This is a genomic window from Mycobacterium sp. 852014-50255_SCH5639931, from assembly GCF_001665605.1.
Classification (GTDB): Bacteria; Actinomycetota; Actinomycetes; order Mycobacteriales; family Mycobacteriaceae; genus Mycobacterium; species Mycobacterium paraffinicum.
This window is the reverse complement of the sequence record NZ_LZSV01000017.1, coordinates 1-16,971: the sequence shown is the minus strand read 5'-3', so window position 1 is coordinate 16,971 and position 16,971 is coordinate 1. Positions and strand designations below refer to the sequence as shown.

The following is a 16,971-nucleotide window of genomic DNA, read 5'->3' as shown; positions in this document are numbered from 1 at the left end:
GCCATGAGCGCCTCCCGGAACGTGCGCCCCGGCGGGGCGGCGTCAACGCTGAAAACCGTTGCGGACAGCGCCGGTTCGACCTGCGGGGCGGTCGTCGTCCAGGCCGGCGGCACGGACAGCGAACCGAGTGAGGCCGCCTCGCCGACTCCTGCGGACGGCGCGCCAACCCCGGACGAGGGGTGGAACGGCCACCGCATGTCGCCTCCTGCCATGCCTACCCTGAACCGGCAGTTGCCAGGTCGGCGCCCGAAATGGTTTGAGCCCATTCCAACAACCCATCCACGTCGAGCTGAGGCTGAATGCCTGCGGTACCCGCCAGGCCTGGCGAGGCCAGCCCGCCTACAGCGGCCCCCAATGCACTCGATGAGCTGGGGATGGGGGTAACGGAGGCGATGCTGACGGTGCCGAAGACGTTGGTGATGGACGCGCCGGCGGGGCCGGCGATAGCGGTGGCGGTGTTTGCGAAGGTCTGGACGGCGACCTGTTCCGTGCCGACAACGGGGAGCGTGGCGGAGCCGTTGACGAGGGTGACCAAGACTTCCTGGAACGAGCCGGGGGTAAGGACGAGGGGGCCGGAGCCGGCGGTCACGTCAACGCCCCCGGGGATCAGAACACCGCCCTCGGAACAGTCGATGATCGTGTGAATTGTGCTGCCGGGGTTGACGATCACGGAGCCGAAGCTGATGAGGTTAGTGCCCGGGCCGGTGATCGTGATGGAGCCGCTGTTGACGAACATGCCGGTGTTTGCCCCGAGGGTGATGGTGTCGCCCGGCGCGGCGGTGGCGGTTTCGCCGGGAGCGACGGGCCCGACGGTGGTGGAGCTGAGGGTGTGCATCGTGGCGTTGGTTGAGGCCAGCTGCTGGGTGGCGTTGCCGGTGGCCTGCCCCACCGTCTGGGCCTGGAGGCCCTGCCCGGCCGGGTTGGTGGTCTGCGGCGGCTCGTCGAACGGGGTCAGGGTGGCGGCGGTCTCAGCCGCGGCGGCATACCCATACATCGCCGTGGCGTCTTGTACCCACATCTGCATGTATTGGGCTTCGGTGGCCGCGATCGCCGCTGTGTTCTGCCCGAAGAAATTGGTCGCGATCAGCGCCATCAGCTGTACCCGGTTGGCCGCGATCACCGGCGGGGGCACCGTCATCGCGAACGCCGCCTCATAGGCCGCGGCCGCCGCGTAGGCCTGGGCGGCGGTCTGCGCAGCCTGAGCAGCTGCAATCGACAGCCACTCCACATAGGGGGTGGCCGCGGCCGTCATCAGCAGCGACGAGGGGCCCGACCACGACTGGCCGGTCAGTCCGGCCAGCTCTGCCGCGTAGCCGCCGGCCGTGGACTCCAGCTCGGCGGCCAGCGCGTCCCAACCCGCCGCCGCCGCAAGCATCGGCGCCGCCCCGGGGCCGGCATACATCAGTCCGGAGTTGACCTCCGGAGGCAGTGACGCAAAGTCCATGTCGTCAGTCCTCTCCGCGGCCGTCAGGGCGGTTTTCAACAGTTATGGAATAATTTTTCAACGGCGATAGAATAACGGTCGAGGTGGTAAAGCACCAGCGTTTGGCGTAGACGGCGCGTGAAAATCAAGCCGCGCCGATTCGGCCCCGAGGCCGGCGGCCCGCAGCTGCGGGAATCCCTCTGACGCGTGCTAGGTCTGCGAGTCCCGCGAAACCGCGTGGCGCGGTTGGTACAGCAGCGCACGCACCAGCGGGCGCGGCCCGACGGACCGAAGCATCTGGCTGGCCGGACGGACGCGCACCCGCTTCGGCCACCAGAACCAGCGTCCCATCGCCGTCATGATCGACGGCGTAATGAGCGACCGGACGACGAAGGTGTCGAACAGGAGGCCGAGGCCGATCGTTGTGCCGAATTGGCCGATCGCCCGCAGATCGCTGGTGATCATCGCGCCCATGGTTACGGCGAACACCACACCGGCGGCAGTCACCACCGGGCCGGTAACACCCATGCCGCGGATGAGTCCCGTTTTCAAGCCGGCTCCGATCTCTTCCTCGATCCGCGACACCAGCATCAGGTTGTAATCCGAGCCCACAGCCAACAGCACGATAAGTGCGAATTCGGTTGCCACCCAGTGCAACTGGAAATTGAGAAGGTGTTGCCAGATTAGTGTCGAGAACCCGAACGCGGCCCCCAGCGACATCACGATCGTGCCGACGATGACTGCCGCAGCGACCAAGGCGCGGGTGACGAGCACCATGATGATGAAGATGAGCACGATCGAGGCCACCCCGGCGATCATCAGGTCATACTTCGCGCCGTTGGCGATGTCGTAAAACGTCGCTGCCGTACCGCCGAGGTAGATGTCGGCGTTCTGCAGCGAGGTGAGCTTCAGCGCCTCCTTGGCCGCTTGGCGCTCCTGATCAACCGACGAGATTCCCTGCGTCGTCGCGGGATCCACTGTGTGAGTGATGATGAAGCGAGCGGCCCTGCCGTCCGGCGACACCATCAAGCTCAACCCCAGCTGGAAGTCCGGGTTCTGGAAGATCTCCGGCGGCAAGTAGAAGAGGCTCTCCACCTGAGAGTCGTTGAAGGACTTGCCCATCACGGAGTTCGTGTCGGTCAGCCGGTCGAACTGGACGATGAGGTTGTCGAACGTGCTGTAGATGGTCAGCGTCGTATCCCGGATCGCTTTCGAGACAGCGATATTCTCGGGAATGATCGCCAGCAATTCGCGGGTGGCCGCAGCCGTGTTGGTGAGGTCGCTGGTGAGGGCGTGGAACTTTTCGGCGAGTTCATCGAAGCCGTCCAGCGCGTCGAAGAGCGATCGTAACGACCAGCAGATCGGGATGTCGTAGCAGTGCCTCTCCCAATAAAAGTAACTGCGAATCGGTCTCCAGAAGTCGTCGAAATCCGCGATATGGTCGCGAATCTCGTCCGTGATGGCAGCCGTCTCCCCCGTGGTTTTCGAGCTGTCGTCCGCTGCGTTCGCAAGCTTTTGCGTCACCGCGTACTGGCGCTCCAACAGGGCGATCTGGGTGTCGAGAAACCCGGTGATCTTTTTGATGTCGCCGACACGGGCCTTCAGGTAATTGAGGTTGTCCCGGATCGGCGCGCTCTGCACACTGAGCTGAAACGGGATGGATCCGTTTTGAATTGGCGGACCCAGTGGCCTGGTGATGCTCTGCACCCGTTCGATGCCCGGCACCCGGAAGATTGCTCCAGCAACCTTGTCGAGGACCAGCATGTCGGCGGGATTGCGCAGATCGTGGTCCGATTCGATCATCAGCAGGTCCGGATTCAAACGGGCCTGGGTGAAGTGTTGATCGGCCGCGGTGTACGCGCGGATTGAGGAAGCACTCTGCGGCAGGTAGTACAGGTCGTTGTAGCGCGGATTGAAGCCCATCAAGCCCAGGGCGCCGACGATCGCCAGGATGACGGAAGTCGCGAGGATGGGCGCCGGCCACCGCACGATGGCCGTCGCCAGACGGCGCCAGCGCGTGTAGTTGAACTTTCGTTTCGGGTCGAAAAGACCGAAGCGGCTGGCGACTACGATCAGCGCCGGCGTCAGGGTCACCCCGGCGGCCACCACGACCAGCAGACCCACTGCGCACGGAAATGCCAGCGAACTGAAGTAGGGCAGCCGAGTGAAATGCAGACAGGCCAGCGCCCCAACAATCGTCAGTCCCGAGCCCAGCACCACCTTGCTGACACCGGCGAACGTGTCGTAGTAGGCGGCTTCGCGGTCCAGGGCCCGTTCGCGAGCCTCCTGGTAGCGGCCCACCATGAATATCGCGTAGTCGGTACCGGCCGCGATGGCCAGTGCCGTCAGCAAGTTGACGGCGAAGGTGGAGAGCCCCATGATGCCGGTCGCGCCCAGCAGCGCGACCACGCCTCGGCCGGTGGCCAGTCCGGCGAACAGGATGACCATCGTCAACAGCACGGTGCCGACGGATCGGTAGACGAACGTGAGCATGATCGCGATGATCACGATGGTGATGATCGTCATCTTGGCCAGACTCGCGTCGCCGACAACGATCGTGTCGGCCGTGAGGGCTCCCTGACCGGCGACGTATGCCTTCACCCCCGGCGGCGGCTTCGAGTCCGCAACGATCTTGCGAACCGAGGCGACCGACTTGTCGCCGACGGCCCCGCCCTGGTCACCGCGCAGGTTGACCTGGACGTAGGCGGCCTTGTGGTCGTAGCTCTCGACACCCGAAGACGTGAATCGCTGCCCCCAGAAATTCAGCGCATGCTCGACGTGTTCGGTGTCCTGCTGCAGCTTCTTGACCAGATCGTCGTAGTACCGGTGAGCGTCCTCGCCGAGGGGTTTGTCACCAACCAGGGTCACCAGGACGAGGTTGTCGGAGTCGTACTCCTTGAATTTCTCCCCGATTCTCTTCATCCCGGTCACCGACGGCGCGTCGGATGGCGAGAGCGGCACCGAGACCTCCTCGGCAACCTTTTCCAGCTGTGGGACAAAGACGTTGACGCCGACCGCGATCAGCACCCAGAACACGACGATAGGCAGCGCCAGCACGCGGATGGTGCGGGCCAGCCGCGGTTTGTGCTCAACGTCGGTGGGCTGTGCGACGGGGATTTCGTCAGTGTCGCCGGCGTCGTCGGTCACGCGGACTTGTCCAAGCAGGAAACCTGCGCATCACGCGCGTCGACCTGTTGCTGGTCGACCAATTTGCCGTCGACGGTGATCCGGCAGCCGAGGGAGGGGCTGTCACCTTGGGCGATGACGTAGGCGAAGATGCCGGGCATCTCGGCGACGATCGTCTGCGACCACGGCAGCGTGGTGAAGCTGGCCTTCTGCGGTTGCGCGTCCGCATCCATCCAGTTGACGACGCCGGTCGTGCCGGGCGGTCCCAGGATTTCGTAGATGGCGGTCTTGGCCGCGTACGGCGGGGTCGCGTCCCGCGGATCGGGCTTGGGTACGCCGGGCCCCGGGAAGACACCGTTGAGGCGGTCCACCGCAACGCCTCCGATCACCGCTGCCACGACCACGACGAGCGCGACCCATCCCCGCTTGAGCAGCGTCAACACCGTTCCCCCCGACCACGATTGCCCGATGGGCCGATGCTAAGGGACTTCATCCGTTCGAGCATTTCGTCGCGTGCGCCACGGCTACCCCAAACGCCATCGCTGCCGAATTAATTCCTGCGGTGGGCCGCCGTGTCGCAACCACGTCACCGCCCGGGCCGTGACCGCGCCGCTCGTCGTACCCCACCTGATCCGTTTGACGCGGCACCGGGGTGGGTCACTCGCGTGTGCACAGCACAACCGCATTGCAAGGCGAAAGACCCTCGGAACGGCAGCTTGCGTCGCGACATGGAAACGTTCTGTCCTGCAGGCCAATTCGCTACGAGGCGCCGAGTTTACCGCCTATTAACCTGTTGCGCCGTCGATTTCATTGAGATGACCGCGCCGGTCGTGCCGAACTGCGGCGCAGGCGGCAACGGACGACGACTGAGTTAGTTTCAAAAAGTAATTCGCTGACGCAAAGACCTTTGCGTGGAATTGCACAATAGGCGCGTCTCGTCGATCTGAAACCGGCACCGATTTGGGGCCGCGGCGCGTACCCTGACCGATATGGCCACCAAGACCAAGGTCAAGACCTGTGTACATTGCGGCCACACCTTCGATCCAAACGACCGACGGCGCGACCTGTCCGATCCGGGCTGGCTTCCGGCCGCGTCAATCTATTGTTCGCATGAATGCAGTGACCGGTTCCATTGCGACATGGCGCATTGCTGCTCCACCCACGCGAAAGAGAAGGGCCGTCGCGAAGGCGCCAGGGCCGCGCGATAATCGGCGCTTCCACCAATCAACGCGCTCATCATTTCGTGCGCTCTGACGGCTCGGTGCCGACTGAATTACCGGGGAGCGCCGAAACGACCACCCGCATTTCGAGCCGAAAAGCTAGCCCTCGAGCTTGTAGCCCAGCCCTCGCACGGTCACCAGGTGGACCGGGTTGGCCGGGTCGGCTTCGATCTTGGACCGCAACCGCTTGACGTGGACGTCGAGCGTCTTGGTGTCGCCGACGTAATCGGCGCCCCACACCCGGTCGATCAACTGTCCGCGCGTCAGCACCCGACCGCTGTTGCGCATCAGGTACTCCAGCAAGTCAAACTCCTTGAGCGGCAACGTGATCGTGTCGCCGTTGACGGAGACGACGTGCCGCTCGACGTCCATCCGTACCGGTCCGGACTCGAGCACACCGTCGCTGATTTCGGAATCGTCGTCACCGCCGCGGCGGAGCACCGCGCGGATCCGGGCGATCAGCTCGCGCGCGGAATACGGCTTGGTCACATAGTCATCGGCGCCCAGCTCTAACCCGACGACCTTGTCGATCTCGCTGTCCCGCGCGGTCACCATGATCACCGGCACGCTCGAGCGAGCGCGCAGCTGCTTGCACACATCGGTCCCCGACATGCCCGGCAGCATCAGATCGAGCAGCACGATGTCGGCGCCCCCACGATCGAACTCAGCCAGCGCGGCTTGTCCATCGGTCACGACCGTGGCCTCGAAGCCCTCCTTGCGCAACAGGAATGCCAGCGGATCGGCCAGCGACTCCTCGTCTTCCACAATCAGCACACTGGTCATGCGCGCCACTCCTTGTCATCGCGATGCTCTGCATCGTCGTAAGCGCGGGTCATCGACTTAGTTCTTCCTCTCGTTGTGACCTGTTGGGCCGCACTTCGCGACCCTGCGGTTGCTCGGGTTGTTCGTCATTGTCCGTGTAGGCCGGAATCGACAGCGTGAATGTCGATCCGGTCCCCGGCTTGCTCCACACGCCGATGCTGCCGTTGTGGTTGGCCGCGACATGTTTGACGATGGCCAGGCCCAGCCCGCTGCCGCCAGTAGCGCGCGAGCGTGCCTTGTCCCCCCGGAAAAACCGCTCGAAGACCCGCTCCTGGTCTTCCAAAGCGATCCCGATGCCACGGTCGGTGACGGCGATCTCGATGTTGTCGCCGCGGCGCCGGCGGCTGATCGAGACCGGCGAACCGGGTGGCGAATAGGCGATCGCGTTGGACACCAGGTTGGCCAGCGCGGTGACCAGAAGCGTTTCGTCGCCCAGCACCCGCAAGCCGCTGGGCGCATCGGTGCGAATCTCGATATGCGCGTTGTCGGCGGCCACCTTGTGGCGTGAAATCGCCTCGGACACAACGGTATCCACGTCCACCTCGGTGACGTTGGGCAACCGCTCCGCGCCCTGCAGCCGGGACAGCTCGATCAGCTCGGCGACCATGTCCCCCAGCCGGTTGGCCTCGACGAGCACCTTCTCGGCAAAGCGGCGAACGGTTTCGGGATCGTCGGCGGACGCCAACAGGGCCTCGGCGAGCAGGGCCATGGCGCCAACCGGGGTCTTCAGCTCGTGGCTGACGTTGGCCACGAAGTCACGCCTGGTCGCCTCCATGCGCGCATAGTCGGACTGGTCGTGGGCGAACACCACGGCGAACCGGCGGTCCTCTTCGCTGAGCAGCCGGGCCTGCCCGTGCACCGAGAGCCCGGACCGGCCCGCCGCCCGTTTGGCCGGCCGCAGGTCGAATTCGGCGTCGACCCCGCTCAGCGCCTGCTGGGCCGCCTCCCACGCCTGGTCGTCAAGTTGCCGGTCGCGCACCAGGCCCAGTTCCCTGGCCCGGTCGTTGAGGTAGACGACGTCGCGGTGGGAATCCACCACCGCGACTGCAAGCGGCATCAGCGCGACGATGCGTTGCAGCATCTGCGCGACGGTGATCCCGGTCCATTCGGTGCTCGCCCGCTGCCGGCGAGCTTTCGGCGACAGCCGCGTCCCGGCTGCTACCCCTATGGCCAGCCCCAGCACGGACAAGACCCCGGCCAGCAACAGCGCCGAGAACACAGTCACATAGCAAATCCTACAAATCTTCCTGAACGCCGCCCTAGCGGAACGAGGCCAAAATCGGACAAGTCACACTTTGCGCTTCAGGTGTTCCACTCCCGTTAACGCGATGTTCGGCAAACAGGCCTTTAAAACTCGCAATTGCCCCGCGGCCCGGCGTTACCCGCGCCCCTGGCTGGCAACCGCCGCCGCACCCGCGGCGGCCGCCTCCGGGTCCAGGTAGGTGCCGCCCGGCACGACCGGCCGCAGGTCGGCGTCCAGGTCGTAGCGCAGCGGAACCCCGGTCGGGATGTTGAGCCCGACGACGTCGTCGTCGGACATCTGGTCGAGGTACTTGACCAGGGCCCGCAGCGAGTTGCCGTGCGCGACGATCAACACCGTCTTGCCGCTGCGCAGGTCCGGGACGATGACGTCGGTGAAGTACGGCAGGAACCGGACCACCACGTCAGCCAGGCATTCGGTCAACGGGCCGCCGCCGATGTTGGCGTACCGGGGGTCGGTGTCCTGGCTGAACCGGCTGCCCTTCTCGATCGGCGGCGGCGGCGTGTCGTAGCTGCGCCGCCAGGCCATGAACTGCTCGTCGCCGTACCGGGCCTTGGTCTCGGCCTTGTCCAGCCCCTGCAACGCCCCGTAGTGCCGTTCGTTGAGCCGCCAGCTGCGCCGCACCGGGATCCACAGCCGGTCGACGGCGTCCAGCGTCAGGTGCGCGGTGGTGATCGCGCGGCGCAGCAGCGAGGTGTAGAGCACGTCGGGCAACAGGTTCTGTTCGGCCAGCAGCTCCCCGCTGCGCACCGCCTCGGCCCGGCCCTTTTCGGTCAGCCCGACGTCCACCCAACCTGTGAAAAGGTTCAGGGCATTCCAGTCGCTCTCGCCGTGGCGCAGCAGCACCAGCGTGGCAGTGTCTCCCATGCCGGCTAGCTTATTCGTCGTCTTCGTCGATCAGGTGAGCGAACGCCTCGAGGTTCTTGAGCGATTCGCCGCGGGACACCCGCCACTCCCACTCTTTCTGTATCGACGAGCGAAAACCCAACTCCAGCAACGTATTAAAGTCCGAATCCACCGCTTCGAGCACCTGCCCGAGCACCCGGTCGATCTCGTCGGCGTCCACCGACGCCAGCGACATGCGGCCCACCAGGTAGATGTCGCCGACCTTGTCCAGCGTGTAGGCCACCCCGTAGAGGCGGCGGTTCCGCTTGAGCAGGAAGCGGTAGACGCCCTCGTGGTTCTCGTCGGGCTTGCGGCACACGAACGCCTCGATGCGCACCGAATGCTCGCCGACGCTCAGGATGGTGTTGGTCTTGAGTTTGCGCTCGCCGGGCAGCTCCACCAAGAGGCCGGACAGCCCGCCGTGCGCCCCCTCGTGTTTCGAGTACTCCAGACCGCTCGCCTGCAGCGCGTCCTCGATCACCTGCTCCACAGTGGACGTCATGCGCCCACCCCACTTCGCTCGGCGGTGTACGCGCGGATCGCGCGCCTATAGCTGGCCAGCAGCGCGTCGGTGGTGTTCTCCCAGGAGAACGTGGCCGCGTGCTCGGCGGCCGCGCGGCTCATCGCCTCGGCCTGTGGCGCGCGCAGCCGCAGCACCCGATCCAGGGCGTCGGCCCACTGATCGACGTCGTGGCCGGACACCAGCGTGCCGGTGACCCCGTCGCGCACGGCCACCGGCAGACCGCCGACCGCGGCGGCCACCACCGGCGTGCCACACGCCTGCGCCTCGACGGCTACCAGGCCGAACGACTCCGAATAGCTGGGCACGGCGACCAGGCTGGCGGCCTGGAACAAGGTGGCCAGGTCGTTGCGGGACTGCGGGGGCAGGAAGGTCACCCGGGCCGCGATGCCGAGCTCGTCGGCCAGCCGCCGCAGCCCGTCCGGGGAGGCCATGCCGCTGCCCGACGGCCCGCCCGCCACCACGATGCGCACGCCCGGCAATTTCGCAGCGGCGCGCAGCACGATGTCGGGCGCCTTCAGCGGCTGGATCCGCCCGACGAACGCCACCACGTCTTCGTCGAGCGGCAACCCCAGCGCGGCCCGGGCCGCCCGGCGGTCGCCCGGGCGGAACATCTCGAGATCCACTCCTGGGTGGACGACGTCGATGCGCGCCGGGTCGGCGCGGTGGATGGAGATCAGTTGCCCGGCTTCATCGTCGGTGTTGACGATCAGGCGGTCGGCCTCGTCGACGACCTGCTGCTCACCGACGGTGCGCAGCGGCGGCTCGGGCGCGTCACCCGCGGCCAGGGCCGCGTTCTTGACCGCGGCGAGCGTGTGCGCGGTGTGCACCAGCGGCACCGCCCAGCGGTCGCGGGCCAGCCAGCCGACCTGGCCGGACAGCCAATAGTGCGAGTGCACGATGTCGTAGTAACCCGGTTCGTGCGACGCTTCCGCGCGCAGCACCCCGGCGGCAAACGCGCACAGCTGGGTGGGCAGGTCGTATTTGTCCAGGCCCTCGAACGGCCCCGCTACCACGTTGCGCACCAGCACGCCGGGCGCGACCCGCGCGACGGGCGGGTCAGCGGACGCGGTGGCCCGGGTGAAGATCTCCACCTCGATGCCCCGCCGCGCCAGGTGCAGCGCGGTCTGCAGCACATAGACGTTCATGCCCCCGGCGTCGCCGGTGCCCGGCTGGGCCAATGGTGAGGTGTGCACCGCCAACACTGCGACGCGGCGCGGTTTCAGCCGGAATACGTCATCGTGCCGCACTCTGTCATCTTTACAGGACGTTCCGCTCACCAGCCCAACGCCCAGGACATGGCTTCGCGCTAAGCGGAAGACTCGTCGACGGCGACGTCGCGCAGCCGCGGATTCAGCGCCCCGGCCCGCCGCATCGCCCCGAGCGGATCGGCGTACAGCCCGCCCAGCGACACGGTCCCCGCGCCCGCCTCCTGGACCCGGTTGCCGAAGACGGTGACGCGTATATCGCGCGGCGGCAACACCGAGCGCTCGGCGAAGGCCGCCTCCACGTGTTCCATCGCCTCCGGGTACTCGGTGAAAGCCTGGCCGCCGACGACCAGTTCGTCGGGGTTGAGCATGTCGCGCAGCAACGCGACCGCCCCCCCGAGCACCCGGCCGCGCTCGTTCAGCAGTTCTTTGGCCTGCTCGTTGCCGGCCCGGGCCAGCCTCAGCAGGTCGGCGATGCCGGCGGCCGGCGCGTTGGGCCGGCCCGGGGAAGCGAACGGCAGGACCCGCAGCCTGCGGGCGGCGGCCAGTACCGCCTCGTCGCTGACGGTGGATTCCAGTTGGCCGGTGCCGCCCAGCAGCTCGGAGTGGGCGGGCAGCGTCGCGATGGTGCCGGGGCCGCTGGCCGGGCAGTGCACCCGTCCGCCGATCACCAGCGCGTAGCCCACGGTCTCGCGGGCGTAGACGTAGAGACTGGTGGGCGAGCTGGGCAGGAATCGCCGCATGCCGAGCAGCAGCTCGGCCCCGGCCATGGCGTCGACGTGCGAGGCCACCGACACGGGCAGTCCCAGCGCGTCGGCCAGCACCGGGCCGACCGGCGCCTGCCGCCAACCGAGCCGGGGGTGGTCGACGTGACCGGTGGCGCTGTCGACGGTGCCGCCGATCGCGACGCCGACCCACAGTGGGCGGCGCCGATGCCAACGCCGCAGGTAACGAGCGGCGCTCTCGGCCAGCGAAGCCAGCGCGGGCCCGGCCGGGCTGAGCGGTGTCGGTGTCTCGACGGTGTCGAGCGTGCGACCGAACAGGTCGGTGGCCACGATGCTGGTGGTCCGGGCGCCGATGTGGATGCCCAGCGTCACGAACGGTTCGTGGTTGACTTCGACCGGCACGCGTGGCCGTCCGATCGCTCCGGAGACGGCCAGGTCGGCGCGTTCCCGCAGCAACCGGGCCTCGAGCAGGGCGATGACTTGGCGGTTGACCGTCGCAATGCTCAGCGAGGTAACGCCGGCGATGACGTCACGCCCGACGGGGCCGCGCAATCGGACGGCCCGGAACACCGAGGCCGCCGCCGAGTCGGCGATGTGCAGTGCCGGCGGCACGATTTGACGACGCACCGACCGGTGGCCCTGGTAGCTGGCACGGGTGGGCGAACGATGAGGCTGGGTGAGGGTATTCGAGCGCACGAGCGTCCTTTGTCCGATTTTTGTTGGCCGTCACTGGCCACGCCTGAAAAAGTCAGGAGCGGCAAAGTGCGCGACAACAACACGCACCCGCCGCGCGAAGACACGCGGTGGTGGTGCTGGACAGGGCGCTGAGGTGCACCAAGAAAATTTAGCACGCTCACTAAGGTTGTTTCTATGGTTGGAAATGTCAGGAATGAACGGGTCGCGGTCGTCACGGGCGCCAGCTCGGGAATCGGCGAGGCCACGGCCCAGACCCTCGCTGCGCAGGGCTTCCACGTGGTCGCGGTGGCGCGCAGGGCGGAGCGGATCATCGCCCTGGCACGGGAGATCGGCGGAACCGCGATTGTGGCTGACGTCACAGACGACGCGGCGGTCGCCGCTCTGGCCGACGAACTGGCCCGGGTGGACGTGCTGGTCAACAACGCCGGCGGCGCCCGCGGGCTGGCACCGGTCGCCGATTCAGACTTCGAGCATTGGCGGTGGATGTGGGAGACCAACGTGATGGGCACGCTGCGGGTCACCCGAGCGCTGCTGCCCAAGCTCATCGACTCCGGTGACGGCCTGATCGTCACGGTGACTTCGGTTGCCGCACTTGAGGTTTACGACGGCGGCGCCGGGTACACGGCGGCCAAACACGCCCAGGGAGCGCTGCACCGCACGCTGCGCGGCGAGCTGCTGGGTAAGCCGGTGCGGCTGACCGAGATCGCGCCCGGCGCAGTCGAGACCGAGTTTTCGCTGGTTCGCTTCGACGGCGATCAACAACGCGCCGACGCCGTCTACACCGGCCTCACACCGCTGGTTGCCGCCGACGTCGCCGAGGTGATCGGCTTCGTGGCCTCGCGGCCGCCCCACGTCGACCTCGACCTGATCGTCATGAAGCCGCGCGACCAGGCGTCGGCCACCCGGTTCAACCGCCGGGGCTAGTCGCCGGGCTGGACGAGGTGGTCGTCGTCGTCGGCGTGCCGGACAGGGTCGGTGCGGTCGACGGCGTGACCGGTGCGGTCACCGGAATCTGAGTGGACGGCGGGTGCGCGGTGGCAGGCGGGAGCGCCGACATGGCGACCCAGGTGTCCCAGTCGACGGCCCAATCCCAGAGGTCACCGTCGGAGTAGGACAGCTGGATCGAGCTCCCGGTCACCTCGACCGGGTCGCCGTACATCGCCGACTGGAAGTACTGCTCCGCGTCGCCGGTCGACAGGTTGATGCAGCCGTTGGTGACGTTGGTGTTGCCCTGCGCGCCGGCGCTCGACGGGTTGGCGTGGATGAACTCGCCATTGTTGGAGATCCGCACCGCCCAACGTTCGTGCACATGGCTGTAGCCGGCGGCCGGGTTGGACATGTAGAAGTCGGCGTACTTCTCGGTGACCACGTGGATGCCGTTTCGGGTGACGTTGCGCGCCTTGTCGGCCTCGCCATAGCTGCACGGGAAGTCCATGATGACGCCTTCGTCCCTGACCACCTGAATGCGGTGCGACGTGACCTCGGCCTTAACCACCTGCCGGCGGCCGATCTGGAAGTTCAGTGAGATGTCCTCGGCCCCGTACGCGCTGTCGCCGAACGGCAGGCCGTACAACTTGGCGTCGACGTTGACGGTCGTGCCCGCGGGGTAGTACTCGCGCGTGCGCCAGTGCACCCGGGCGCCCTGCGCCTCGTCGGGCAGCCACGCCCAGCTGCCCTCGACGGGCGGATTCGTGGTGACGGTCAGCGCCTTCTCGACGGCGGCCTTGTCGGAGATCGGCGCGTCGAACTGGATGATGATCGGCGCCGCCACCCCGACGGTCTGGCCGTCGGCCAACTGGAAGGCCCCACCGATCTTCTTGGTGGGAGACACCGTGGTGAACTTGCCCTTCACCGGGATCGCCTTGCCGTCGTGCCCGACGGCCGAGCCGCTCCACGTGTAGGTCGCGTCATAGCCCAGCGGCTCGGTGGTGGTGTAGACGGTGCGGTCGGAGTTGAACTTGCCCGCCACGGGCTTGCCCGCGGAATTCGTCAGCGCGACGTGCTGGAACCAGCCGTCGCTGATCTGGACGCTGATCGGCGCGATCGGCACGACGTTTTCGGTCGCATCGGCCGGCTGGAACTTCAGCTGCGGCGCGGGCTGCTCTTTCTTCTCGGCCTGCTTGGCCGTGGTGCCGCCACACGCGGCCAACAGGCTGGGGGCGAAGACCCCCAGTCCGAGGGTCGCCAAAGCCACACGCCGGTTGATCGGCGGCGGGGGGTGCGACGTGCTCACGAAAGTCAAAGATACCGGGCAAAATCCATCAACTCCGCCGCGACAAATCGGGGCCGGGTCGGTCTTCCGAAGGATTCGGAGCTACAGCCTGCAGCCGAGCAGGACAGGCTCGGGTTGCAATGTGACACCAAACACATCACGAACCCCGTCGCGGATGACGCGGGCCAGTGCGATCACCTCGTCGGCGGTGGCGCCGCCGCGGTTGGTCAGCGCCAGCGCGTGCTTGGTGGACAGCCGGCAGCGCGCCGCTGGATCGTCGGGATAACCCTTGGTGAAACCGGCCCGCTCCACCAGCCAGCCCGCCGCCAGCTTGACGCCGTCCTGCGCCGGGTAGTGCGGAACCGCCCCCTGGACGCTCGCGGCCAGCCGCTCGTACACCTCGGGCGCGACCACCGGGTTGGTGAAGAACGACCCCACGCTCCAGGTGTCGTGATCGTCCGGGTCGAGCACCATGCCCTTGCGCCCCCGCAGCGTCAGCACCGCCTCGCGGACCGCCAGCGGATCGGCCCGCTCGCCGCCGCTCAACCCCAACGCGGCGGCCAGTTCGCCGTAGCGCAGCGGCGCACTGCGGCCCGACGAGTCCAGGGCGAACTCGACTTCCAGTACCACCCAAGGAGTTTCGGGCGCGGCCTGCTTGAACACGCTGGTGCGGTAGCCGAAGCCGAGCTCGCCGCCCGGCACCCAGTGCACCTGGCCGCTGCCGCGGTCCAATACCCGGACCCGGGTGATGGTGTCGGAGACTTCCGCACCGTAGGCCCCGACGTTTTGCACCGGGGTGGCCCCGGCCGACCCGGGGATCCCGGACAGGCATTCCAGCCCGCCCAGACCGTGCTCGATGGCACTGACCACGACGTCGTCCCACACCGCGCCCGCCTCCGCGCGCACCAGGCCGCCGTCGATGGTGATGGCGCTGTTGGCCAACCGCACGGCGGTCAGGTCGGTCAGGGTATCGGCGATCACCAGGTTGGACCCGCCGGCGAACACCAGCACCGGGGCATGTTCTCCCGCACGGCTTTCGGCATCCAGCTCCCGCACCGCCGCGATCACCTGTTCGGTGCTGGCGCAGGTGATCAGGCGGCGCGCGACCGGCCCCACCCGCAACGTCGTCAGCGGCGCGAGCGACACCGCCTCGGCGACATGCGCGCCGGCGAATGTCGAACCGGCATCGCTGGATTTCATGGCCCGTAACGGTAGCCTCACCTGCTATGCCGCGTTCATTCGACTTGTCGGCCGACTACGACGGCAGCGTTGAAGAGGTGCATCGGGCGTTCACGGACGAGACCTATTGGCGGGCACGGCTGGCCGGGTCCGGTGTTGACCTCGCCACGCTGGAATCGATGCGGGTCGGCGGTGAAACCGGGGACGAAGACACCGTCGAGGTTGTCACCGTGCAGGTGATCCACAGTCACAAGTTGCCGGGGATGGTCACGCAGTTGCACAGCGGCGACCTCCGCATCAGGCGCGAGGAGATCTGGGGACCCGTTGCGGACGGCGCCGCGCAGGGTTCGGTCGCCGGCTCGATATTGGACGCCCCGGTGAATCTGAAGGGCTCCGCCACGCTCTCGACAATCCTGCAGACGGGCGGTGCCCGACTGACCTTCCGGGCCACCGTCCAGGTACGCGTCCCGATCATCGGCGGCAAGCTGGAGAACATCATCGGCACCCGACTGGCCGAGCTGGTGGCGGCGGAGCAGCGGTTCACCACGGAGTGGATCGCGGGAATGGCGTGAGACCGCGTCGAGCCTAAGCTGGCGCTCATGCGAATCGCGTTGGCGCAGATCCTCAGCGGCACCGATCCGGCCGCCAACTTGGACCTGGTGCACGAGTACAGCGGCCGGGCCGCCGACGCCGGCGCGAAGTTGGTGGTGTTCCCCGAGGCGACCATGTGCCGGTTCGGCGTTCCACTGGCGCCGATCGCCGAGCCGGTCGACGGGCCGTGGGCGGCCGGGGTGCGGGGCATCGCGGCCGACTGCGGCATCACGGTGATTTCCGGCATGTTCACCCCGGCCGGGGACGGACGGGTGAAGAACACACTGATCGCGGCCGGTCCGGGCAGTCCCAACGAGCCGGACACGCATTACGACAAGATCCACCTCTACGACGCCTTCGGCTTCACCGAGTCACGCACCGTCGCACCCGGCCGCGAGCCGGTGGTGATCACGGTCGCCGGCGTGCGGGTGGGGCTGACCGTCTGCTACGACATCCGCTTCCCGGCCCTGTACACCGAGCTGGCCCGCCGCGGCGCCCAGCTGATCGCCGTCTGCGCATCGTGGGGCGCGGGGCCCGGCAAGCTCGACCAGTGGACGCTCTTGGCGCGGGCCCGCGCGCTCGATTCGATGAGCTACGTCGCCGCTGCCGGCCAGGCCGACCCGGGCGAGTCCCTGACCGGGTCGGGCGCGCCCACCGGGGTGGGCGGCAGCCTGGTGGCCTCCCCGTTCGGCGAGGTCGTCGCGTCCGCCGGCTCCGCACCGCAGTTGGTGCTTGCCGACATCGACGTCGATCGGGTCGCCAAGGCTCGCGAGAGCATCGCGGTGCTGCGCAACCACTCAGATTTTGCTCAGCTCGATAGTGCAGAATCAGTCGGGTGACGAACCCACAGGGACCACCGAACTCCGACCCGTCGACGTGGGGCCGTCCGGCCAACCAAGGCCCCTTCGGCCAGCCCCCCACCGAGCGGCCGACCGAGCGGATCAACACCGGCGGCCCGGCCCCCGCGCCGCCGCCTCCCGCCGCAGGTCCGCCGCCGGGTCAGACCGAACGGATCGGCACGCCCCCGCCGAACATGCAGCGGCCCGACTACCCGCTGCACCTCGGCGTCACCGAGGCCGGTCCGGCCTTCCAGGGCACCATCA

15 protein-coding genes and 2 pseudogenes are annotated in these 16,971 nt (G+C 67.5%); 5 read left to right on the top strand and 12 right to left on the bottom strand.

Annotated features, from left to right (window positions below; translation table 11 throughout):
• Positions 1 to 11: 11 nt before the first annotated feature.
• The 4 genes and pseudogenes from A5758_RS26515 to A5758_RS09805 all read right to left on the bottom strand — a co-directional run.
• Positions 12 to 197, bottom strand: a pseudogene (locus tag A5758_RS26515) (PE/PPE C-terminal domain-containing protein); the annotation flags it as partial.
• 17 nt (positions 198 to 214) lie between these two features.
• The gene (locus A5758_RS26415) at positions 215 to 1,444 is read right to left on the bottom strand and encodes a PPE family protein (RefSeq protein WP_067739483.1); all 1,230 of its coding nucleotides are present in this window, start codon (positions 1,442 to 1,444) and stop codon (positions 215 to 217) included.
• A gap of 189 nt (positions 1,445 to 1,633) precedes the next feature.
• Positions 1,634 to 4,570 (bottom strand): RND family transporter, encoded by a 2,937-nt coding sequence (locus A5758_RS09810; RefSeq protein WP_067212885.1) that lies wholly within the window; start codon positions 4,568 to 4,570, stop codon positions 1,634 to 1,636.
• Complete coding sequence (locus tag A5758_RS09805; protein WP_197503837.1) at positions 4,567 to 4,989, bottom strand: MmpS family transport accessory protein; 423 nt, start codon at positions 4,987 to 4,989, stop codon at positions 4,567 to 4,569. Before A5758_RS09805 ends, A5758_RS09810 begins: the two co-directional genes overlap by 4 nt.
• A gap of 549 nt (positions 4,990 to 5,538) precedes the next feature.
• Between A5758_RS09805 and A5758_RS09800 the strand changes: the two genes are divergently transcribed.
• Positions 5,539 to 5,757: a ferric uptake regulation protein gene (locus tag A5758_RS09800; RefSeq protein WP_067209498.1), complete on the top strand. Its 219-nt coding sequence runs from the start codon at positions 5,539 to 5,541 to the stop codon at positions 5,755 to 5,757.
• Between the two features lie 111 nt (positions 5,758 to 5,868).
• Here A5758_RS09800 and regX read toward each other — a convergent pair whose 3' ends face one another.
• From regX to A5758_RS09770, 6 genes are all read right to left on the bottom strand, one after another.
• Entirely contained in the window at positions 5,869 to 6,552 is a 684-nt protein-coding gene (gene regX / locus A5758_RS09795; protein ID WP_007167631.1) for a two-component sensory transduction protein RegX, read from the bottom strand.
• A gap of 49 nt (positions 6,553 to 6,601) precedes the next feature.
• A complete protein-coding gene (locus tag A5758_RS09790; protein WP_156622570.1) occupies positions 6,602 to 7,816 on the bottom strand; it encodes a cell wall metabolism sensor histidine kinase WalK in 1,215 nt (404 codons plus the stop codon).
• A gap of 153 nt (positions 7,817 to 7,969) precedes the next feature.
• On the bottom strand, positions 7,970 to 8,719 hold the full coding sequence (locus A5758_RS09785) for a phosphoglyceromutase (RefSeq protein ID WP_067209491.1): 750 nt from the start codon (positions 8,717 to 8,719) through the stop codon (positions 7,970 to 7,972).
• A gap of 10 nt (positions 8,720 to 8,729) precedes the next feature.
• The gene (locus A5758_RS09780; protein ID WP_067209488.1) at positions 8,730 to 9,239 is read right to left on the bottom strand and encodes a YbjN domain-containing protein; all 510 of its coding nucleotides are present in this window, start codon (positions 9,237 to 9,239) and stop codon (positions 8,730 to 8,732) included.
• On the bottom strand, positions 9,236 to 10,537 hold the full coding sequence (mshA, locus tag A5758_RS09775; RefSeq protein WP_231987270.1) for a D-inositol-3-phosphate glycosyltransferase: 1,302 nt from the start codon (positions 10,535 to 10,537) through the stop codon (positions 9,236 to 9,238). The genes A5758_RS09780 and mshA overlap by 4 nt, the downstream gene beginning before the upstream one ends.
• A 29-nt stretch (positions 10,538 to 10,566) precedes the next feature.
• The gene (locus A5758_RS09770) at positions 10,567 to 11,817 is read right to left on the bottom strand and encodes an ROK family protein (protein ID WP_231987285.1); all 1,251 of its coding nucleotides are present in this window, start codon (positions 11,815 to 11,817) and stop codon (positions 10,567 to 10,569) included.
• Between the two features lie 243 nt (positions 11,818 to 12,060).
• Here A5758_RS09770 and A5758_RS09765 point away from each other — a divergent pair, with 243 nt between their 5' ends.
• Entirely contained in the window at positions 12,061 to 12,810 is a 750-nt protein-coding gene (locus A5758_RS09765; protein ID WP_067739474.1) for an SDR family NAD(P)-dependent oxidoreductase, read from the top strand.
• Here A5758_RS09765 and A5758_RS09760 read toward each other — a convergent pair.
• Together A5758_RS09760 and A5758_RS09755 are read right to left on the bottom strand one after the other, a co-directional pair.
• Complete coding sequence (locus A5758_RS09760) at positions 12,794 to 14,167, bottom strand: Ig-like domain-containing protein (protein WP_369816422.1); 1,374 nt, start codon at positions 14,165 to 14,167, stop codon at positions 12,794 to 12,796. The genes A5758_RS09765 and A5758_RS09760 overlap by 17 nt on opposite strands.
• 33 nt (positions 14,168 to 14,200) lie before the next feature.
• Positions 14,201 to 15,298 (bottom strand): UDP-N-acetylmuramate dehydrogenase, encoded by a 1,098-nt coding sequence (locus tag A5758_RS09755; protein WP_067739469.1) that lies wholly within the window; start codon positions 15,296 to 15,298, stop codon positions 14,201 to 14,203.
• A 26-nt stretch (positions 15,299 to 15,324) separates the two neighbouring features.
• Between A5758_RS09755 and A5758_RS09750 the strand changes: the two genes are divergently transcribed.
• The 3 genes and pseudogenes from A5758_RS09750 to A5758_RS09740 all read left to right on the top strand — a co-directional run.
• The gene (locus A5758_RS09750; protein ID WP_067209466.1) at positions 15,325 to 15,849 is read left to right on the top strand and encodes a DUF2505 domain-containing protein; all 525 of its coding nucleotides are present in this window, start codon (positions 15,325 to 15,327) and stop codon (positions 15,847 to 15,849) included.
• A 27-nt stretch (positions 15,850 to 15,876) separates the two neighbouring features.
• Positions 15,877 to 16,707: a carbon-nitrogen hydrolase family protein gene (locus A5758_RS09745; protein WP_067739467.1), complete on the top strand. Its 831-nt coding sequence runs from the start codon at positions 15,877 to 15,879 to the stop codon at positions 16,705 to 16,707.
• Positions 16,704 to 16,971 (top strand): annotated as a pseudogene (locus A5758_RS09740) (hypothetical protein); the annotation flags it as partial. The gene A5758_RS09745 and the pseudogene A5758_RS09740, both read left to right, overlap by 4 nt.

Excerpts from the sequence above, each read along its gene's own strand:
- A5758_RS26415 (WP_067739483.1), bottom strand. The coding sequence starts at position 1,444 with ATGGACTTTGCGTCACTGCCTCCGGAGGTCAACTCCGGACTGATGTAT.
- A5758_RS09800 (WP_067209498.1), top strand. The coding sequence starts at position 5,539 with ATGGCCACCAAGACCAAGGTCAAGACCTGTGTACATTGCGGCCACACC.
- regX (WP_007167631.1), bottom strand. The coding sequence starts at position 6,552 with ATGACCAGTGTGCTGATTGTGGAAGACGAGGAGTCGCTGGCCGATCCG.
- A5758_RS09785 (WP_067209491.1), bottom strand. The coding sequence starts at position 8,719 with ATGGGAGACACTGCCACGCTGGTGCTGCTGCGCCACGGCGAGAGCGAC.
- A5758_RS09780 (WP_067209488.1), bottom strand. The coding sequence starts at position 9,239 with ATGACGTCCACTGTGGAGCAGGTGATCGAGGACGCGCTGCAGGCGAGC.
- A5758_RS09765 (WP_067739474.1), top strand. The coding sequence starts at position 12,061 with ATGGTTGGAAATGTCAGGAATGAACGGGTCGCGGTCGTCACGGGCGCC.
- A5758_RS09755 (WP_067739469.1), bottom strand. The coding sequence starts at position 15,298 with ATGAAATCCAGCGATGCCGGTTCGACATTCGCCGGCGCGCATGTCGCC.
- A5758_RS09750 (WP_067209466.1), top strand. The coding sequence starts at position 15,325 with ATGCCGCGTTCATTCGACTTGTCGGCCGACTACGACGGCAGCGTTGAA.
- A5758_RS09745 (WP_067739467.1), top strand. The coding sequence starts at position 15,877 with ATGCGAATCGCGTTGGCGCAGATCCTCAGCGGCACCGATCCGGCCGCC.